16 protein-coding genes are annotated in these 20234 nt (G+C 31.0%); 11 read left to right on the top strand and 5 right to left on the bottom strand.

Features of this window, described 5'->3' with window-relative positions; all coding sequences use genetic code 11:
- Position 1: 1 nt before the first annotated feature.
- From XJ44_RS05245 to XJ44_RS05225, 5 genes are read right to left on the bottom strand one after another with little or no spacing between them, the layout of a single operon-like run.
- Positions 2–487, bottom strand: coding sequence for a prepilin-type N-terminal cleavage/methylation domain-containing protein (locus XJ44_RS05245; RefSeq protein ID WP_077198307.1), 486 nt, complete (start codon positions 485–487; stop codon positions 2–4).
- Positions 481–864 carry a hypothetical protein gene (locus XJ44_RS05240; protein ID WP_077198306.1) on the bottom strand — a complete coding sequence of 128 codons (384 nt, stop codon included), beginning with the start codon at positions 862–864 and terminating at the stop codon, positions 481–483. The genes XJ44_RS05245 and XJ44_RS05240 overlap by 7 nt, the downstream gene beginning before the upstream one ends.
- A gap of 1 nt (position 865) precedes the next feature.
- Entirely contained in the window at positions 866–2572 is a 1707-nt protein-coding gene (locus tag XJ44_RS05235) for an FG-GAP repeat domain-containing protein (protein ID WP_077198406.1), read from the bottom strand.
- An 11-nt stretch (positions 2573–2583) separates the two neighbouring features.
- Entirely contained in the window at positions 2584–5007 is a 2424-nt protein-coding gene (locus tag XJ44_RS05230; RefSeq protein WP_077198305.1) for a hypothetical protein, read from the bottom strand.
- A 13-nt stretch (positions 5008–5020) separates the two neighbouring features.
- A complete protein-coding gene (locus XJ44_RS05225; protein WP_077198304.1) occupies positions 5021–5728 on the bottom strand; it encodes a SagB/ThcOx family dehydrogenase in 708 nt (235 codons plus the stop codon).
- Between the two features lie 130 nt (positions 5729–5858).
- On the opposite strand from XJ44_RS05225, the gene XJ44_RS05220 reads away from it, so the two are divergent.
- The 11 genes from XJ44_RS05220 (at position 5859) to XJ44_RS05170 (ending at position 20233) form a co-directional block, all read left to right on the top strand.
- Positions 5859–6815 (top strand): 2-hydroxyacid dehydrogenase, encoded by a 957-nt coding sequence (locus XJ44_RS05220; RefSeq protein WP_075665952.1) that lies wholly within the window; start codon positions 5859–5861, stop codon positions 6813–6815.
- Positions 6808–7812, top strand: coding sequence for an undecaprenyldiphospho-muramoylpentapeptide beta-N-acetylglucosaminyltransferase (murG, locus tag XJ44_RS05215; RefSeq protein ID WP_075665951.1), 1005 nt, complete (start codon positions 6808–6810; stop codon positions 7810–7812). Before XJ44_RS05220 ends, murG begins: the two co-directional genes overlap by 8 nt.
- The gene (murC, locus tag XJ44_RS05210) at positions 7809–9107 is read left to right on the top strand and encodes a UDP-N-acetylmuramate--L-alanine ligase (protein ID WP_075665950.1); all 1299 of its coding nucleotides are present in this window, start codon (positions 7809–7811) and stop codon (positions 9105–9107) included. Before murG ends, murC begins: the two co-directional genes overlap by 4 nt.
- Positions 9104–12568: a chromosome segregation protein SMC gene (gene smc, locus XJ44_RS05205; RefSeq protein ID WP_084758772.1), complete on the top strand. Its 3465-nt coding sequence runs from the start codon at positions 9104–9106 to the stop codon at positions 12566–12568. Before murC ends, smc begins: the two co-directional genes overlap by 4 nt.
- Positions 12565–13800, top strand: coding sequence for a PAS domain-containing protein (locus tag XJ44_RS05200; protein WP_077198303.1), 1236 nt, complete (start codon positions 12565–12567; stop codon positions 13798–13800). Before smc ends, XJ44_RS05200 begins: the two co-directional genes overlap by 4 nt.
- A complete protein-coding gene (fliJ, locus tag XJ44_RS05195; protein ID WP_075665948.1) occupies positions 13790–14221 on the top strand; it encodes a flagellar export protein FliJ in 432 nt (143 codons plus the stop codon). Before XJ44_RS05200 ends, fliJ begins: the two co-directional genes overlap by 11 nt.
- 101 nt (positions 14222–14322) lie before the next feature.
- Positions 14323–14928 (top strand): YdcF family protein, encoded by a 606-nt coding sequence (locus XJ44_RS05190; protein ID WP_233119521.1) that lies wholly within the window; start codon positions 14323–14325, stop codon positions 14926–14928.
- A 123-nt stretch (positions 14929–15051) separates the two neighbouring features.
- Positions 15052–15747: a rhomboid family intramembrane serine protease gene (locus tag XJ44_RS05185; RefSeq protein ID WP_077198301.1), complete on the top strand. Its 696-nt coding sequence runs from the start codon at positions 15052–15054 to the stop codon at positions 15745–15747.
- On the top strand, positions 15744–16748 hold the full coding sequence (locus XJ44_RS05180; RefSeq protein WP_075665945.1) for an asparaginase: 1005 nt from the start codon (positions 15744–15746) through the stop codon (positions 16746–16748). Before XJ44_RS05185 ends, XJ44_RS05180 begins: the two co-directional genes overlap by 4 nt.
- On the top strand, positions 16738–17742 hold the full coding sequence (locus XJ44_RS05175; protein WP_077198300.1) for an AI-2E family transporter: 1005 nt from the start codon (positions 16738–16740) through the stop codon (positions 17740–17742). The genes XJ44_RS05180 and XJ44_RS05175 overlap by 11 nt, the downstream gene beginning before the upstream one ends.
- 19 nt (positions 17743–17761) lie before the next feature.
- On the top strand, positions 17762–20233 hold the full coding sequence (locus tag XJ44_RS05170; protein WP_077198299.1) for a hypothetical protein: 2472 nt from the start codon (positions 17762–17764) through the stop codon (positions 20231–20233).
- Position 20234: the final 1 nt, after the last annotated feature.

Here is a 20234-nt window from a genome sequence, read left to right as displayed (position 1 = left end):
ATCACTCCGCCATTTTTGGTAAAGAATTCTCAATTATTATCTTCTTTGATCTTTCCAATTTTATCTCAATTTCCAAATTTGAATAATCTGTATTTAAATATCCACCTATATTTTTCAAAAAAAATCCATCGTATGTGTAAATCAAGAAGTTATCCACTTTGTTACCATTTAGATAAACTTCCATAGAATCTTCAAGAGAAAATTCAGATTTTTTACCATCATCTGATATTCCATCCAAATCTTCATCAACAAAGCTTGAAAATTTTCCATTTTCAAACTTTATACAATGAATTCTATTCTTAATAACAGCACCTCTTCTTGCATCTACAAGCAAATAGAATAAATTTTGCGTAATACCAGAAAGCTTAGAATTTGTCGTCGTATTTTTGTATACAACCTCAAATCCCACATATCCAATTCCCATCAAAACTGAAATGATGGTAATAACAATCAAAACTTCTATTAAACTAAATCCTTTTCTCACCATTGTTGAGGCACCACCTGTGCTTCAATATACTTTCCATCTTTTTCTACACGTATAGTAACAACAGTTATTATAGGATAAATAATTTCACTATAATTTGAATAAACGTTGAAATTGCTTTCTAAATGCTTCTTTAAAATCGTTATTTTATATACTTCTCCATTATACTCTTCGGTGAATGTGCCAGCTACTATATTCGAAACACTAAAGTAAGTATACTCTTCGCATTTGTTCAATAAAATTTCAGACATTTTTATAAGCTCTGAATTTTCCTTTGTTTTCTTTAAAAGGTTCCACGAAGGTAAAAATGCTATTCCAAAGGCAAAAGTTATAATGATTAACGTTACAAGTGTTTCAACTAGCAAAGAGCCTTTTTTCATACTATTTATCCCCTTTTATCCAATTAAATCCCTTAATTATAACCTGTGATGGTTGCGTTTCAATTTCGTATTCCAAATAAGTAATATGAGGTGCGGAAAATGGTCCAGCAGGTCTTGTGATTATTATTATCTGTGGATCAGGTACAGGTTTGTCAAATTCTATCTCTGTTGTAAAACTTCCAACTATTTTACCGCTTGCCCCTGGCATTAAAGGATAACTCTCTGGATCGATAAGCTGTGGGTCTTTTATTCCACTTTTTACATATCTAATTTCAAATGTACCATCTCCAAGTGACAAATCGAACTTAATAGTTACTTTTATCCTCTTTACAAAGTTATTTGGTAAATCTTTTGGTAAAATTCCAACAAGATTTGGTAGATAATCACTTATTATATAACCAGCTTCATCTGTTTCATACTCTTTTTGCGTCTGTGTGATTATCTTGTAAAAATTACCGGAATGATTACCATCTGCCGCCACAAAATCTGGTACACCATCATTATCCAAATCTGCAACTGTACCCGCATCAAAATCATACGGTGGATTATCCTCCCAACTATAACTACCGTGTACCAATTCCAAACTCACAAATTCCGGTTTATTATCTGAAGTAATGTTAAACCCTTTAAACAAGTACACACTTCCCCCAAAATCTTTATTTTGTCTCCACGCATCTGTTCCCACAAAGATATCTTTGTATCCATCTCTATCCACATCAGTTATCTTAATTATTGTAGGCCCAAAACTCGGTAAATCTTCCGGTGATTTTGAATTTGAATACCTTGGATCAACTTTTACGTGTTCTCCCAATTTTCCATCTCTTGTTATCACAAACTTATTTTCCACATCAAACTCTAATTGATTATTCACAATTTTTCCAAAATACACGTATATATCTTTTTTATCGGTATGTCCCGCTATTAAATCTATTATTCCATCGTTGTTCAAATCTCCTATATCTAAAACGGCACCACCACCATTTGAAGACAAATCCTTATCACGAAAAAGTTCAATAATATTATTTTTGTTAAAAAACCTCTCTCTACCTTTAGAATTATCATTTATCCATACCCAAAATCTTCCCTTATAATCCACGTAAAATATGTCCTTGTACCCATCTCCGTTGTAATCATAACTCGCCATAGCAGAAACCGTCCACTCTGTTACAAAATTCTTATCTTTTGAAATTTTCTTGTAAGTAGATTCATTTTTATTTAAAACATCATCCACATATTGTGCATATTGCCAACTGTTGAAGGAAAATAAATCTAACTTTCCATCATTATCAAAATCATCTACAATCATCGTTCCATCACCATTTTTTACCAAAAGTCTAAAATATCTTTCATCTTCAAAACTTAATTCACCAGTCTCCTTCATCTTATTTTTCTTAATAACTACCCATCCATCATACGTTAATGAAATTATATCCGCATATCCGTCGTTATTAAAATCAACGGAAAATGTTTGTGAAACCTGAGTAAATGGACCATATCCAGGCACAGCAGAAATATCATTTATCTTGTAGACATTTACTGCCACTATTTTATCTTCAACAACCCTTGTAGATATATTTTTTACATAAATTGCACCCCAAGCTTTTTCAGGATATTGCTGACTCCAATTAGAAATAGGAAAAGTTGCTGTATATGTTTCTGCAAAAGAAACAAATGATATTAATAACATAATTAAAACAAACTTTTTCATATTTTTACCTCCTATAAAATATCTTTTGCAAAAGTAATCATGTGTGGTTTTATTCCAAATCCTATAAATAATCCCCATTTTCCTTCAGAAAATTTTAAACCTCCTTGCAAATACAGCATATTGTTATCGGGTATTCCCAAATAAATATAACCTAGAAAACTTGGAATATCATTCTTTCCAATTGCCCCAACACCAATACCGGACTGTTTGTAAAAAGGAAAAATATTTGAAATTAAAATCACACTATACCTTATGTTATTTAAATCGTAATTCACATCTATATAACTATACGTTTTTTGGTTAAAAATATCCAAAAAGTATCCACCTATCAAAAAATAAGAAATATTTTTCGTTGCACTTAAGGTAAAATAACCTCCATAATTCTTATCGACAGCATTTATCCCTATATTAGGAGTCAGATTTACAAATACCCCATTAATATCATAATATGCCTCTACTGAAGCTTGTATATAAAAAGTTTTATCATACGAAACCTTTCTTACAAATGGAATCCAGTTAAAAGACGAATACCCAAGGACATTTGGCTCTTTTTCCTTTATAACTCCAAAATTAGCAAAATTCACCCTATCATTTTCAAAACTATATGCAAACCCCAGACCATATTCCTTAAATATCCATTCATATCTTTGTAGTTCCAAAGTATATTTTAAATCCGTATAAAATGGCACAAAAATCAAATCGGAATCTACCGATGGTTTAAAATCAAAAATGGCACCAACTCCCCAACCTTCCAACGTATCATTGGGAACAAAATAAGTTGTAAACGTAAAAGGTGCAAAAACTGATGGTGTAATACTATAGAGTTTATCCTCCCAAAAACTCGATTTTTTGTACTTTGCTTCAAATATACTTTCTTTTCTTACTTTTTTAAATACCACATCACTTCTCAAAAAATTTTTTTCTTCTTTGTAAATATTCATTCCCGCTTGGGAATAACCTACGTAAACTATTCCATCATCTTCCACTAAAGCATCAAATGCAAATAAACCTTTTGTTACCCTTTTTTTCTCATCTATATCGACTAAATCCATATAGCCTTTTTGTTTCATAATCACATAGACTTTTTCTCCTTGTTTTTTTAAAAATGCCCCTTTTAGATAATAATCATCTAGCAACTTATCATCTTTCCAAAGTTTATTTCCCACAAGATAATAAAGATTTTTCCCGTTATATACTAAGTTCCTTACAAATCCTTTTACCTCAAAAACTTTTTCTAAACCAAAAATTTTTGATGAATCGTATTTATCATCATAAACAGCGTATATTACATTTCCATTTTCCACATCAAAAGCGGAAATAAACCCTTCAAATAACTTTTTATTATCTGTTACATTCCAAATTTCCATCTTATCACTATTTACAAGCGCGTATATTTTCCCATTGTCCACCCTAAAATCCACTGCAGATACGTTATATTCCTCTACCTTTTTTTTGCCTACAAGAACTATTAGTTTATTCAAAGGATATCCCAGATATCCAGAGACACTTCCAAAACTACTTTTCAAAATATAAAGTTTATCTTTTTCCCTTTCCACCTTGTAAATTCTTTCATTTTCGCCAATATAAATTTGTTTACTTCCTTTTCTTAAAACATAATTTGACAACCAATTTGAAACTTCCTCATCATATGTACTACCAAAATGCTTTTTAAACAAATCTTCCAAAAAGGTTGGCACCCTAAAAAGAAAAACATATGGAATGGAAAAACCAAGCATTAATTCAGGATAAGTGTACGATCTTTTCAGTGCATCTTTTAAATACGCGTTAACCTTATCCATGCCGTATTTTTCCTTTAAATATTCAAAAAAACCACCATTTGCGTTGTAAAATACCTGACCAACTCTAAAATCGTTGGGTATCTTATCTTCTGGTAATTCACCATTAAAAGTATCAAAGAGTGCTTCTGACACCAAAGGATTTCTCAATCTACCAGAATTTTCTGAAAATTGAGACTCAGAAAAAACAGTAGGAGCTTCAACCGAAAAGACCCCCAAATCTGGATAATACGGTATTGACAACTGGGAAAGAATTTTTAAATAACCCTCATCAGACTTTAAAGTAACTATATGCGTGAACTCGTGAATCAAAAGATACCTATACCAATCATCAAATGGCAAATAATTGTATAGATATCCCGTTGGATGCCAAGTATATATAACAATTGTATTTTTCTGGACAGGGTTAGCATACCCATTTGTGATTGTAGTCTTTGTTTTAATAAATATATTTACCCTGCCTGGATCATTTTTAAATAAATTTATCACATATTTTCTAATATTTTCAAATTCTATACCAACTCTTTTAGCAAGTTCGTCATATCCTGCAGGATAATAAATTGTTGCATGTTCAAAATACAAACTTTGAGAAAAAAACTGTAAAGAAATTATCAAAAAAACAAACACAAACTTTTTCATTCCGATTCCCCCTTCATATTTTTCCAACTGGCGCAAGATAAATTACAAACTCGTCTTCTCCATCTACACCCACCAATTTATCCATTTTATCTTGGTCATACGCAGCAACTGCACAGGTCCCACAATCTATAGCAGTTGCGGCAAGGTAAAGATTTTGACAGACATGCCCTGCATCAATGGCAATAGTTTTATACGATTCTTCTTTATACTTCCACTCTGTTCTATATGGTACTGCCACCCAAACAAATACCACAGCACTTTCTCCAACAAATCTTTGTCCCAAAGTAGCTTCAATAACATCAGTCTCAAAGCTATCTTTTTTTATCTCACACAAACCATGATTTAAACCGGAATATCTGTAAATCCCTTTTTCAACTTTATCGATGTTAAAAACAATAAGATAGGTATCAAATGGATGTGTAGAACCCGCCGATGGGACTGTTCTAAAAATTACCTTCTTTTTCTCTATATACTTTCTTACTCCCTGAGTTGCCCAAAGTAAAAAAGAAAGTTCCTCTAAAGTTAACGGTTCTTTAGAATATTTTCTTATACTTAGCCTTTCTTTGACTACCTGATAGAAAGGTTTTCTCCCCATATTAAAGCTTGGAAGTGCTATCAGATTTCCACAATCTCTTTCCACATCTGGCTTTTCAATTCCTTTCTCTCTATCCGTATCTTTAATCGCCATCCAATTTGACTTTAAAAACTCCCTATTCTTCATATTTTCAATTTTCCTCCAATCATTTTAATCTTTATTGTATTATATCAAATAAATATTTAAAATCACAGAGCAGAAATTGTAAATTCAAAAATTTGAAAATAATGATATAATTTACCAGGAGGTGCGTAAAATGAAGGTTTTCATAACTTATAAAATTCCAGAAAAGGGAATTAAACTATTAAAAGAAAAATTTCATGTAGATGTTTACGAAGGTAAAAACTTTTTGACAAAAGGTGAAATGCTAGAAAGGGTAAAAGATGCCGACGCCGTAATTACACAACTAAGAGATCCAATAGATAGAGAATTTATAGACGCAGGAAAAAAACTAAAAATTATAGCAAATTACGCAGTTGGATACAACAATATTGATGTGGAATACGCAAAAGAAAAAGGTATCTTTGTTACAAATACCCCTGATGTATTGACAGAGGCAACAGCTGATATAGCATGGGCTTTAATACTAGCAGTCGCAAGAAAAATAATACCAGCTGATAAATTTGTAAGAGAAGGAAAATTTGAAGGTTGGAAACCACATCTTTTCTTGGGATATGAAATATATGGAAAAACACTTGGAATAATAGGAATGGGAAGAATAGGAAAAGCCGTTGCCAGAAGAGCTTTGGGCTTTGGAATGAATGTGATTTACCATAACAGAAAAAAGGTAGAAGATGATTATAAATACAACGCAAAATACGTGGATCTTGAAACACTTTTAAAAGAAAGTGATTTTATATCTATAAATGCTCCTTTAACCAAAGAAACATATCATCTCCTTGATAGTGAAAAACTTTCACTCCTAAAGCCTACAGCAATAATAGTTAATACGGCACGAGGCCCTATTGTAGATGAAAAAGTGTTATATGACCTATTAAAAGATGGGAAAATAGCAGGTGCAGGTTTCGATGTTTATGAAAACGAACCAAAAATCACAAAAGGGCTTGAAAAACTCAACAACGTTGTACTTTTACCACATATTGGTTCTGCCACATTCCAGACAAGGGAAAAAATGGCTATAATGGTTGCAGAAAATGTAATAGATGCACTTGAGGGAAGAATACCAAAGAATTTGGTGTGGAAAAATGATTAAAATAGCAGTAGCAGGTGGGGTAACAGGAGGACACCTTTATCCAGCTCTTGCTGTACTCTCTGAACTTCAAAAAATTACAACCATTGACGTATTGTACTTCACCGTTAAAGGGAAGTTGGAGGAAAAAGTACTAAAAAAATACACTTATAAAACTGTATCGTTGGATGTAAAAGGCCTTGTAAGACCAATTTATTCTTTTGCAAATATATCAAGAATATTAAAAATAATAAATGCACAAAAAACAGTAAAAAAAACTCTAAAAGATTTCAAACCAGACATAGTTTTTGTTACAGGTGGATACATTAGTTATCCCGTTGGAATTATCGCAAAAAAATTGAGAATTCCATTATTCATACACGAGCAAAACGTAATACCAGGACTTACAAATTTAAGACTTTCAAAAGTTGCAGATAAAGTATTTGTGTCATTTAAAAGTTCCAAAAAGTATTTTAAAAGAAAAGTCATCGTAAGTGGAAACCCCATATTTATAAATGAAAATAAAAAGATCAGACTCGATAAAAAAACCATATTAGTTGTTGGCGGAAGTGGTGGAAGTGAATTTTTAAATAAACTCACATGCGATCTTTCAAAAAAAATGAAAGATTTTCACTTTATACTATCTTCCGGAGGAAAAGAACTTTACTGTAGTGAGGAAAACATAGAAATTAAAAAATATATAGAAAATATGGCAGATTACTACAAAGCGGTAAATTGTGCAATTACAAGGGCGGGTGCCACAACAATTAGTGAACTTTTGTATTTTCAAGTTCCATCAATTGTTATTCCGTGGGAAGGTGCCACTGAATCTCATCAATTAGAAAATGCAAAAGAAATTGAAAAAAATAACTTGGGATTTGTAATAAGGGAAAAAAATTTGGATTTAGAAGATGTAATAAATAAACTAATTGTACTTTCAAACAAAACAAGAAACTTCAAAAAGCTTGAAAATCCTGCAAAAATTATTGCAAAAGAAATAGTAAAAGAGGTGTTAAAATGAAAATTCACTTTTTAGGTATCGGTGGAATTGGTATGAGCGCCCAAGCAATACACGAACACCTTTTGGGAAATGATGTTTCTGGAACAGATCCCTATTCCACGGAAAGAACCAAATATCTGGAAAATGTAGGAATAAGAGTTTTTAAAAAACACCTTCCCGAAAATATAGATAATGCCGACTTAATAGTTAGAACTCCTGCAGTCCCAGACACAAATCCAGAAATTAATAAAGCAAGGGAAAAAAATATTCCCATACTTTCAAGGTTAGAACACCACATCAAAATATTAAAACCCTATGAAAAGATAGGTATAACAGGTACAGACGGAAAAACCACAACTACCTCAATGATGGCACATGTTCTTCTAAAACTAGGAAAAAACCCTACAGTATTTTTAGGTTCTACCCATCCTATGCTTGAATATAAAAACTATAGGAAAGGTGGAAATATTTCCGTATTTGAGATGGACGAAAGTCAACCTGGATTTGAAAATTATAGCCCGGACTTCTTGATTATAACCAATATAAGATATGATCACATAGAAAATTTTAGAAATTTGCAACATTATAACAACTGTTTTGAAAAATCATGTAAAAATGCTAAAATATGTATATCAAACTCTGAAAATAATTTAATTAGAAATGCAAAAACATTTGGTCTTGAGAATGCAGATTACAAAATTTTGTCCATAGAAAAAATGGGGTTTAGGCAAAAAATCGAGATCTCAACTCCACACAAAACTAAAAAATTCGTTTTAAACGTTCCAGGTCTGCACAACGCGCTAAACGCATTATCTGTAATTGCTTTGTGTTTTGAAATGGGATATGAAAAAGATGCGGTATTAGACGCATTCAAAGATTTCGTATTACCTGGAAGAAGGTTTCAAATTTCATTTAACAACGAAAAGATAACTGTCGTGGATGACTATTCACATACACCTATTGAAATAAAAAGTCTAATATTGACGGCAAAAGAAGTATTTAAAGGGAAAAAAATTAACATAATTTTTCAACCACATAGATTTTCGCGCTTAAAAAGAGAATGGAAAGAATTTGCAAAAGCACTTTCTATAGCGGATAGAACATACATAACAGAAGTATACAGTGCATTTGAACACAGTGAAAAAATAAGCGCAGAGGTTATTGCAGAGGAAATTGGTGCAACCTTTGTACAAAATAAAGAAGATATATTAAATATTGAAATTGAACCAAACAACGTGTATATCTTTGCCGGTGCTGGTGATATTATTAAAGTTTCTCAAAAATTCAGAAAAAAAATAGGAGGGCTCAAAGTTTGAGCATTGTTTTGAAGGAGATTTTTCTAAAAGGTTTCAAATCCTTTGGGAAACCTACAAAAATTCCCATATCTCCAAATATTACAGCCATAGTTGGACCAAATGGTTCCGGAAAATCAAATATTGTTGAGGCTATCCAATGGGTTTTAGGAGAACATTCTTTGAAAAACTTACGTGCTTCAGAAAAATTTGATGTTATATTTAAAGGTAGTAAAAAATATTCTGCATCCAAAAGCGCATACGTTGAACTAACCTTTGATTTTAACAACGTGGAATATAAGATAGCAAGAGAACTAAACACATCAGGCGAAAATACATATTTTATAAACGGCGAGAAAGCAAGACTTAAAGACATTACAAATTTGTTTGGGGCAAACGGCATGGTATCCATAATAGGTCAGGGCAAAATAGATAAAATAGCCATGTCCAGTCCTGATGAGCTTAAAAAATTATTTGAAGATGCCGCTGGAACAACCATATACATAGAAAAAAAGAAAGAAGCGCTCTCCAAACTTGCCGGTACTGAGGCAAACATCGAAAGGCTAAAAGACGTCATATATGAAATAGAAAAAAACAAAAAAGGACTATATATAAAAGTAAAAAAAGCGGAAAAATACAGAGAATACTCACAAAAATTAGAACAGTTGAAAGAAAGGTATTTTGGTGGAATTTATTACTTTGAAAAACTCAAACTAAATTCTTTAACAAGTCAGCACGCGAAATACAAAGATTTGTTAAAAGAAAAAATTAAAAACCTCGCAGAAATTGAAAGTAAATGGAATATTTTAAGAGAAGAATTCAATGACTTAAACAAAAAAATGGAAGATTTTACATCATTGCTTGAAACTCAAAAAACCCGCCAAAATCAGTTACTTGAATTGAAAAATGCTTATACAAATAGACTAAACGATTTAAAAAGCTCGTATGTGGAAAAAATGTCAAAAATAGATTCACTAAAGGAAGAATTACAAAGAATTAAAGACAGAGAGCAAGAAATTACGCTTATTTTTGATTCTCTAAAAGGTGAAATATCTGAAAAAGAGAAAAAACTTTCAAAAATAGAAGAAGAAAGAAATTCACTCCTTTCAAAATATTCGGCAAAAGAGATGGAATATCTGAAAAAAAAGAATGAATACGACGAGATGGAAAAACATATCAACAAATTGGAAAATGAACAAAAATCACTCCTTTCATCTTCAAAAGAATTAAAAGAGAGAATTTCCATGATAAAAGAGCAACTTGAAATAAAATACGAAAGAAAAAAAGATTTGGATGCTGAAATACAAGAATTAACTGAAAATGCCGAAAAATATGATTCAAAAACTCAACAACTCCTAGAAGAAATAAATGAAATTAGAAAAAAAAGAACATCCATTTCCCAAGAAAGGGAACTTTTAAAGGAAAATCTAGAAAAACTAATAAGAAGAAAAAAAGAATTACAATCGGAAATTTTAATTATAAAAAGACAACTTTCAGAGTACCAAGGATATTCACATGCTATAAAACGAATATTTGAAAATAAAAAGCAATTTCCCGGAATTATCGATGTCGTTGCAAACATTATAGAAGTCGACAAAAAATACGTTGAAGCAATCGAAGCACTATTAGGGGGAAGATTACAACACATAGTGGTCAAAGATTCCGAGGTCGCAAAAAAAATTCTTCAATTTGCTAAAAAAGAAAAAATAGGTAGAATTACAATAATTCCACTTGACCTTATAAAAGTATATACAAAAACTACTACTCTGCCGAAAAAAGCTATAAATTTTGCAAAAAATATTGTAAAACTTAAAATCAACAAAGAGGAAAAACTCTTAAATTTTCTATTTGGTAACGATATAATCGTTAACAACATAGACACGGCTGTAGAAATAAAGAAAAAATTTGATTTCAGAATTGCAACCTTAGATGGTGAATTAATAAGCAATTCCGGAACTATGACCGGCGGGAAATCAGAACATATTTCACCACTTCTACGAAAAAAATTACTTGAAGATTTAAAAGAAGAATTAGACAACATATTGAAAATAGAAGAAAAGACAAGCAAACAAATTTCCCACTTAAAAGAAGAAATAAATGAACTAAACAAGTACAATGAAGTGATTAATTCGGAGTTTCTAGAAATAAACAGCAAAAGTTCTTCTGCAAAACGAATGCTACAAGAACTGGTAAAATCTCAAAATGAATTGAATAAAGAGATAACAAATCTGGAAAAATTACTTAAAGATTCCACTTTAAGATTAACTGGAATTAATGAAAGATTAAAAATAATAAGTATAGAAATGGAAAATTCAAAAGACGTAACTAAACAATTAAAAGTAGATATAGATAACTCAAATAAAGAAATGTACAGTGATAAAGAAAAAATCGAAGAAATCAATGAAAAGTATATGGAACTACAATCTGATTTAATGGGTCTAAGAGAGAGAAAAATACAATACGATGGTGAACTTAAAAGACTTTTAAAAAGAAAAGATGAAATTGAAATAGAGACTTCATCAATATTAAACGAAACACATTCCTTTAAAGAAAAAATGGAAAAACTAAAACTATCAATTAAAGAAATAGATGAAGAATTAAAAACATTAAAAGAAGAAACGGAAACACTCTTTAAAAACATGAGCAAAGACAAAAGTGGAAAAAAAGACAAATTAAAAGAACTTGAAAATTTGGAAGACACAATGGAAAAAGAAAGAAACGAAATAGAAAAACTAAGGGAAACAATCCATTCAACAGAACTTGAAATTCAAAAGATAAAGATGAAAATAGAAAACATAGATGAAAAGTACAAAAAAAGTGTGAAAATTTCAAAAGAAGAATTAGAAACCTTAAAAAATGAAATGGAAGATATTGAGACTAAACTAAAATACATCGGACCTGTAGACTTTGAGGCAGAAGAAGAATACATTGAAGTTTCAAAAAAACTTGAATCTCTTGAAAAACAGAAAAAAGATTTGGAAGATGCAAGAAAAAAAATAATAGAATTAATAGAAACAACAGATAAAGAGGCAACGCAAATATTTATGAATACCTTCAACACCATAAAGAAAACTTTTAAAAATTACATTAAAGAACTATTCTTTAGCGGAAAAGGTGATATAAGACTCCTTGATAAAGATAATGTTCTGGAAAGCGGTATAGAAATTGTTATTTCAAAGGGAGATGGCCGCGCTCAAAAATTACAACTTTTGTCTGGAGGGGAAAAAGCTCTTGTAGGTCTTGCGCTACTTATGTCATTACTACAAGCCCAACCAAGTGCTTTCTACGTCCTTGATGAGCCAGATGCACCACTTGACGAATTTAACGCAGAAAGATTTAAGTTACTGCTTAAAAATTCTAATGCACAGATAATAATAATAACTCATAAAAAAATTGTTATGGAGGCGGCTGATATAATGGTGGGAATTACAAAAGCAGATGATATCTCAACAGTAGTACCTGTGAGAATGGAGGAGGTAGTATGAGACATCTATTTTACCTACAACAATTTTTCGAAAGATTACCATCCCCAGCTTTTATAAAAGACAACAAACACAAATATATTTGGATAAACAGAGAATGGAAAAAAACATATGGTTTGGACGATAGGAAAGTGGTTGGAAAAACCGACGAAAAAATCTTTAATGATTCACTAACTCTAAAAATTGAAGAATCTGTTATGAAAACCAAGAAAAAACAGGAGTACGAAAAAGAATACAACGGTAAATACTTCAAGGTAACTGTAATACCCATTAGATTAGGCGATGGTACTTATGGTGTCGCAGGCATTGAATTTGATGAAACACAGAAATATTTTAACGATTTAATACTTGCTACAAACTTAAAAATATCGGAAATAATAAGGGAATTATTACTATCAAATTTAGATAGTAAAGACTTTTTTATTGAATTATTTTCGGAAAAACTATACGAAAAAATTAAAATAGGTGATTATGCCCTATTAAAAGGAAATGAAATACTAAAAACTTATCTTCCAGAAAAAGTTTGTCTTAAAGCTATGCAAAAAGAAGGTATAAAAGAATTCAGCGTAAGTGGTGAAAAATACATAGTCATTCCTTTATTTGAATACAAGTTAGTAATTAGAAGCTTGCCAAATTACTTTAAATTTGTAAACTACATTATTCCTCTTGTTTTACCAAAAATCGAAAATGTGCTGGAAAAAATCGAAAATGAATCAAAGAAGAAAAGATATTATTTTACACTTGAAAAGATGGTCGATGCAGTAGTTTCATGGAAAAAAATCGAAATTAATTCATTTCTTAAAAAAGTATTAAAAGATATAGTAGAAATCATTCCAGAGGCGGAAAAAGGAACAATTTGGCTGATCAAAGACAACAAGTACAAATGCGTTGCGGAAGTTGGATATGAAAATGCAGAAATGCTTGAATTTCCACCTGAAAAAACCGCTTATGGACAAAAGATAGAAGAAAATATAGAAAAAGGCTATACCGTATTTGAAATAGATGACGCAAAAAGCCTTGTAAAAACAAGCCCACTAGCAGAAACGTTTAAAAAGTATGGCATGTTTGATGAAAAATTTAGACCATTGTTAGGTGTCTTTAAGATAGGGGGAAAAGTTGTTGGCAGTATATCCATCGATAATTTTTCCGGAATAAACTTTTCAGACGAAAGCAGAAAAATACTGGAGTTATACGTAAAAATCCTTACAAATTTCTTAGAAGACTATGAAATTTAGACTACAAAAACTCCTCGATATTGCAAAAAAAGAAGAGGAATTAAAAAAACAACAGTTATTTAAGATAAGAAAAGATATTGACAATTTAAAAGAAGAAATAGAGAAAAATAAAAAATATATTTCACAATTAAATGACGAAATTTTAGGAAAAAAAATTCAAGGTACCTACCTTCAAATGATCCTAGAGATCAAAAAAAATGGAGAAAGACATTTAAAAGCATTGTACCAAAAATTGGAACAATTAAAAGGCATTGAAGAAAAAATCCTTATGGAATACCTTGAAAAAAGGAAGGAAAAAATGTCATTTGAAAAATTAAAAGAAAGATTTGAATTAAAAAACAAATTGGAGCAGCAACGAAAGGAAAACAAAAATATGGATGAAATAGCAGAAAGAAAATTCTTTTTCGGAGGAAAAAGATGATTTATTTGTATAAAATGATCGGCAGTTTTGTACAATTTCCAGGAATTTTAATATTATTTTTTGTGCTCTTTTCTTTATATTTTCTTTTTAAAAGACGCCAAATGTGGCGATTTTTTATTATTCTTTCAATATTTCTCTATATCATTTCAACTTCAGCCTTTAATTATGTTGTTTCTAAACTCTTCTACGTTAAAGAAGTTCCCATTCCAAAAACTGGAACCATTGTAATCTTAGGAGGTGGAATAACAAATTACTCAAACCACGTAGAATTGGGGTCGCATACACAAAAAAGATTATTTAAGGGGTTTGAAGTTTACAAAAATTTACACCAAAAAATAATACTAACAGGCGGGGTTATAGGTAAAGGAACAACAGAAGCAGACCTTATGAAAAAATTTCTAATTACATTGGGGGTCCCAGAAAATGATATCTTAGTTGAAAACAAATCAAGAACAACAAAAGAAAATGCCAAAAATGTGGCTAAAATTGTAAAAGAAGAAAATATAATACTTGTAACATCGTATATTCATATGAAAAGGGCCAAAATGTTGTTTGAAAAATACACAAAAAAAAATATAATCCCAGTTGTATGCGACTATCCAATAGATTTTAGAAATAATTTCTTAGATTATCTTCCATCCCCTCAAGCACTTTATACCTTTTCGCAAATTACACACGAGTTTTTTGGCATACTTAAGGGGGGATAATTTGAAAAGGGGAAATTTAGCTTTAATTGTGCTTTTAGTTTTTCTTTTTTGTAGTTTTATCCTTGCAAAAATTTGGCAACTTCTATACATAAGGTTAAATGGCATTCCATAAGGAGGGAGAGTATGTTTCCACTTTACGATACTATACCAAGTAAAAAAAAGCCAGTAATAACTTATTCCATTATTTTCATCAACGTTTTGATATTTATATACGAATTAACACTAAATAACTTTCAGCTCCAGGAATTTTTTTTCAACTACGGTATAGTTCCACTCAGATACACCTGGAAGTTCAATTACAAATATTCCATGATTTGGAAAGAGATATTTCCTGTTATTTACTCCAATCCGTTTGTTCCCTTTCTTTCACATATGTTTATTCATGGTGGTTGGTCTCACATATTGGGGAATATGTGGTTTTTGTGGATCTTTGGTGATAACGTAGAAGATAAAATTGGACATTTTAATTTTCTTTTTTTCTACATATTTGGTGGTCTTTTTGCTTTGTTCTTTCATTGGATGTTTAACTTTTTCTCACCATACCCATTAGTAGGTGCCTCTGGTGCAATTTCTGCTGTAATGGGGGCTTATTTTGTACAATTTTGGTATTCAAGAATTGTAACATTAATTATCTGGTTCATACCATTTTTAGTTGAAATTCCAGCTGTAATATACCTCTTCATATGGTTCGTATTACAAATACTAAACGGAACAATATCCAATATAACTGGATCAGGAGTAGCGTATTGGGCACATGCGGGGGGATTTATCTTTGGAATGATTATTGGAAATAGAGTAAAAAGGAGGTATTATCTATGAAAAGAATCGTAATAATTACCACTGGTGGTACTATTGCTATGGTAAAAGGAGATCAAGGGGTAATTCCATACGAAAAGGGGAATTTATTAATAAGTGAGATACCATTACTTAAAAAAGTTGGAATAAAAATAGATTTAATAGAATTTTCAAATATTCCAAGTCCTCATATGAAACCCTCAGATATGTGGTCTTTATCACAAAAAATAGACGAAATACTTAAAGATGACAACGTTATTGGTGTAGTTGTAACGCATGGCACAGACACCCTAGAAGAAACCTCATATTTACTAGATCTTACATTAAAAAGTGAAAAACCTGTTGTTTGTACAGCTGCTATGCGAAACATAGGAGAACTGGGCACTGATGGACCAAGAAATGTCTATTCATCAGTATTAACTGTTCTATCTCCACAGGCATCTGAAATGGGCGTAATGGTTTGTTTAAACGATGAAATACACGCAGCAAGAGAAGTAACAAAAACGTATACAAGTAATGTTGCAACTTTTGATTCACCTGGATATGGTCCACTTGGAATTGTTGATGAAGATAATGTTATTTTTTTCAGAAAATCACTCACAAGAGAAAAGATATTAGTCGATAAAATAGAAGAAAGAGTCGCATTAATAAAAACATTTACAGGAGATGATGGAAAATTACTGAAATACGCAAAGGAAATAGGGTACAAAGGAATAGTACTAGAAGGCTTTGGAAGGGGAAATGTTCCCCCCTCTGTTGCAAATGTTGTGGAGGATATTGTAGAAGAAGGAATCCCAGTGGTTATTACTTCTAGGTGTTTTAAAGGAAGAATATATCCAGTATACGCATACCACGGAGGAGGTGCTGATCTTAGAAAAAAAGGTGCGATAATGAGTGAACATCCAATAGGTCAAAAAGCAAAAATAAAATTAATGGTAGTAATGGGAAAAACAAGAAAACTAGATGAAATTAGACGTTATTTTGAACCAAATATATCAAGGAGGCCAATCCTATATGAAGGATAAAAGAAATTTAGCTGCAATTTATGTAAGTGCATATGCACTACTTTTTCTAATCACATGTATAATATTCAACACAGTTTTAAATGTTTTTGTTTTCACGTTAATTTCCGTTTTAATTGTAAATTTAATAACAAAATTATTGAAGATTTTAAAGTTAAAAACAAAATCCGCTATAATTGTAGGACTTGTTATTTACTTTTTTTTGATAATTTATGGTATAATATTAATAATCCCAGCTGCCACTGAACAATTTGGAAGTTTCGTCTCAACTATCAATTATGTCTTTGAAAATCAGTCATGGAAAACTTATCTTGAAAAAAATCCAGAATTACTATCTGGTGTAAATAATTTGATGAAGTGGTTACAACCTAAATTAAACGATCTCACAAATTATATGCTTGACAACATTGCAAAAGGAACTCCTTCGTTTTTTGTAACCATATTCTATTCTATTCTCTTAACAATTTACACACTTTTGTATTCTTCTTGGCTAAAAAAATCACTGCCAAATTTATTCCCCAAAAAAATAAGACCACAAATTGAAAAGTTCTTTGAAAAAGTCTACAGTGCTTTGTCTAGTTTTGTGGATGTTGTAATAATAAACGCAGTTATTACAGCAGTTGCTTTTTATCTATTATCAAGTTTTTATTTCAAAGACACTGCAGTTATTCTCTCTTTTTGGGCGGGAATAACAAATTTGATACCCATCGTTGGAGTTTTCTTTGAATACATTCCCGTTTTTCTATTTTCTTTAACATTAGGATTAAAAGGATTTATCATAGTAAATATCTTCGTTATCGCTATACACTTGGGATTATTCGTAATATTTGTAAACGTTATGAAAATGCATTTAAACCTAAACCCTGTACTTATGATCATATCAATAATAATAGTAAACCAGATATTTGGATTAGTAGGCACATTTTTTGCAGTACCACTTTTGATATTCATAGTTGCTTACTGGGATGAATTTGTAAAACCCAAATTTGAAACTTAACCTTTTGGAGGTGAAATACATGAAAAAGATAATTTTTATAGCCATTATAGCCTTATTATTTGTTTTTTGGTCGTGCGGAATAGTTCCAAAAAAATTACCAAACACCCTATCTATTAAATTAACAAAACATGTGGAATTTCCAATAACCACAATGAACTTCTCTATTCCAAAATTAATAGATCCACTACTTGACAAGCTTAATGAAACAGGATTTTATATATCAAAGGAAAACCCAATAACACTCACTTATGCAACATCTATCGAATTTTCTCCCGGAAAGATGATTGATGAAATAAGTCAAAATATAACAAAATCTTTATCCGATGTTGCAACTTCTCTTAGCTTTTCCTTTTCCATAGATAATATAGCAGCACTAAATACTCAACAAGAAATTCAACTTCCCACAATACAAGATTCTTCAGACAATTTTAATCTCACTTCAATAAATATAGGGGACATTACTCTGTTTTCTACATCAATCTACGTGGACCCTGCTTATCCAAACGCCACAGTAGAAATTTCTTTTTCTACGGATAAATTTAGCTCTATAAACATATATGAAAGTATCCTTTCTATTAATAAAACATCATCTGAAGTAGATCCGTCAAAAGTAGAATTGGAAATTATAATAAATGGCACAAAGTACACAAATAACGACATTATATCAAATCTAACAGTTAGAAACGGAGATAAAATAACACTAGTTGCAACATACACAGGCACAAATTCTGGAAATGTAAATATTAACACTAAACTATTATCAGTAAAAATAAACAAAGGTACTGGATTAAATATTGAAAACGTAAATATTAATCCAAGTCTCTCTCCAATCATCATTGATGATCAAAATTCGTGGATGTTAAAACTTTCTGGAACTTTAGATACATCTTTTTCATTTGACGCAACCAACTTAAATATAGACAAAGAAATAGTAGTAAAATCTGGTTCCACCATAGTTGCTCAAGGAAATCCTCTCACATTTGATAACACAAAAATAATTGATGCAAAAACTCCATTAAACATTGATGCAACACTTACACTATATGGAAATAACGTAGATATTGACTTAACACAACCTATTAGCTACAACGTGATTCCAAACATCGCAATAGATAGTATATACAACTACCCTGTCAATCTTGAACAATATATCTCCTTGCCATCCGAAATATTGGAAAGTGAAATTGGCACGGGAACACTTTATATAGAATTCTTGGGGCTTTCATCAGTTGATGCAACAGGTTTGATAACCGATGGTACTAGCACCCACAATATAACAAGTATTAATAATTCCCTTGCTATTGACCTTTCAAATATTTGCTTGCCGGCAACATTCAATTTAAATTACATCTCAGGAAATGTTGATAACAACGTTATTAACATTAAGACTTCGCTCTCAGATGATTTTGAAATAAGAAAAGCAAAGATTTCAAATTCACTTTTAACTTCTGCTTACAAAGAAATATCATATGAAATCCCACAACAGCTTAGAGATTATCTAAATACCGTTGATGCCACGATTTTAATCCAATTTGATTACAATGCAACTAATGTATCAGACTTAATGCTAAAAATACAATCTAACTTCTTTGAAAATAAAGATATATACATCTCAAACAGCGGTACTACAACTATTTCCAATACCACCCAAACAATTGATTTCTCAACGCTTAACAATATTTCTATAACGGTGGATGCAACAGGTAATCCCATAATCACAAACATAAAGAAAAATGAAAGTTATGGTATAGATATTTCCGTAAGTATACCAAAATTTGAACTGGATAATTTCAGTATTAAAAATCAAGAAATAGAAGTACTTCCCAAAACAACTCTTTTAGACTTCTCGACAAATAAAGAATTAGAACTTATTAAAAACCTTGAATCAGACATATCAATGCCCATTGAATTTAAAGCAACTGACACAACTATTGATGCTACCGTATCATTGCTAGTCTCTGGAAATTTAGTAAAATTGCAACTTGGCGAAGGAGTTGATATAGGTCCTATTTTAAGTAATTTAATCAAAAATGCTTCACCAATTACTATATCTGCATCGCTTACTACAGATAACGGTATTTTAAATCAAAACTCCGTTTTTGGATTTGATGCAATAATGAATTTACCATTATCTGGTACTCCATTAGTAGACACACCAATATTAGAGGAAAATTTTGATATATCCGATCTTAGAGATTTAGTTGATATTCTAGATACAGCAACACTTACATTTAACCAATGGAAAAATACAACGGGATTGACTGCAAAGTTAAAAATACTCAATAAAGAAATTACAATAGGAGAAAGTACACCTGTTATCTCCTTTACCCACGAAGATTTCGTTAATTTACTGGAACCATCTACGATTTCCATACTACTTCCAAAAGATGAGTACATACAAATAAACAAAAACGGAATTATCGATATATCCCCATATATAATCATTGATTTAACTGTTGCTACTAAAGTATCTTTTGAAGGGAGGGAATAAT

The organism is Thermosipho affectus (genome assembly GCF_001990485.1).
GTDB lineage: Bacteria > Thermotogota > Thermotogae > Thermotogales > Fervidobacteriaceae > Thermosipho > Thermosipho affectus.
Note: the sequence above shows the minus strand (reverse complement) of the source record. Positions and strands in the feature narration are given on the sequence as shown.

Bases quoted from the DNA above. Each gene is read 5' to 3' on its own strand.
- XJ44_RS05245 (WP_077198307.1), bottom strand. From the start codon at position 487: ATGGTGAGAAAAGGATTTAGTTTAATAGAAGTTTTGATTGTTATTACC.
- XJ44_RS05240 (WP_077198306.1), bottom strand. From the start codon at position 864: ATGAAAAAAGGCTCTTTGCTAGTTGAAACACTTGTAACGTTAATCATT.
- XJ44_RS05235 (WP_077198406.1), bottom strand. From the start codon at position 2,572: ATGAAAAAGTTTGTTTTAATTATGTTATTAATATCATTTGTTTCTTTT.
- XJ44_RS05230 (WP_077198305.1), bottom strand. From the start codon at position 5,007: ATGAAAAAGTTTGTGTTTGTTTTTTTGATAATTTCTTTACAGTTTTTT.
- XJ44_RS05225 (WP_077198304.1), bottom strand. From the start codon at position 5,728: ATGAAGAATAGGGAGTTTTTAAAGTCAAATTGGATGGCGATTAAAGAT.
- XJ44_RS05220 (WP_075665952.1), top strand. From the start codon at position 5,859: ATGAAGGTTTTCATAACTTATAAAATTCCAGAAAAGGGAATTAAACTA.
- murG (WP_075665951.1), top strand. From the start codon at position 6,808: ATGATTAAAATAGCAGTAGCAGGTGGGGTAACAGGAGGACACCTTTAT.
- murC (WP_075665950.1), top strand. From the start codon at position 7,809: ATGAAAATTCACTTTTTAGGTATCGGTGGAATTGGTATGAGCGCCCAA.
- XJ44_RS05200 (WP_077198303.1), top strand. From the start codon at position 12,565: ATGAGACATCTATTTTACCTACAACAATTTTTCGAAAGATTACCATCC.
- fliJ (WP_075665948.1), top strand. From the start codon at position 13,790: ATGAAATTTAGACTACAAAAACTCCTCGATATTGCAAAAAAAGAAGAG.
- XJ44_RS05190 (WP_233119521.1), top strand. From the start codon at position 14,323: ATGTGGCGATTTTTTATTATTCTTTCAATATTTCTCTATATCATTTCA.
- XJ44_RS05185 (WP_077198301.1), top strand. From the start codon at position 15,052: ATGTTTCCACTTTACGATACTATACCAAGTAAAAAAAAGCCAGTAATA.
- XJ44_RS05180 (WP_075665945.1), top strand. From the start codon at position 15,744: ATGAAAAGAATCGTAATAATTACCACTGGTGGTACTATTGCTATGGTA.
- XJ44_RS05175 (WP_077198300.1), top strand. From the start codon at position 16,738: ATGAAGGATAAAAGAAATTTAGCTGCAATTTATGTAAGTGCATATGCA.
- XJ44_RS05170 (WP_077198299.1), top strand. From the start codon at position 17,762: ATGAAAAAGATAATTTTTATAGCCATTATAGCCTTATTATTTGTTTTT.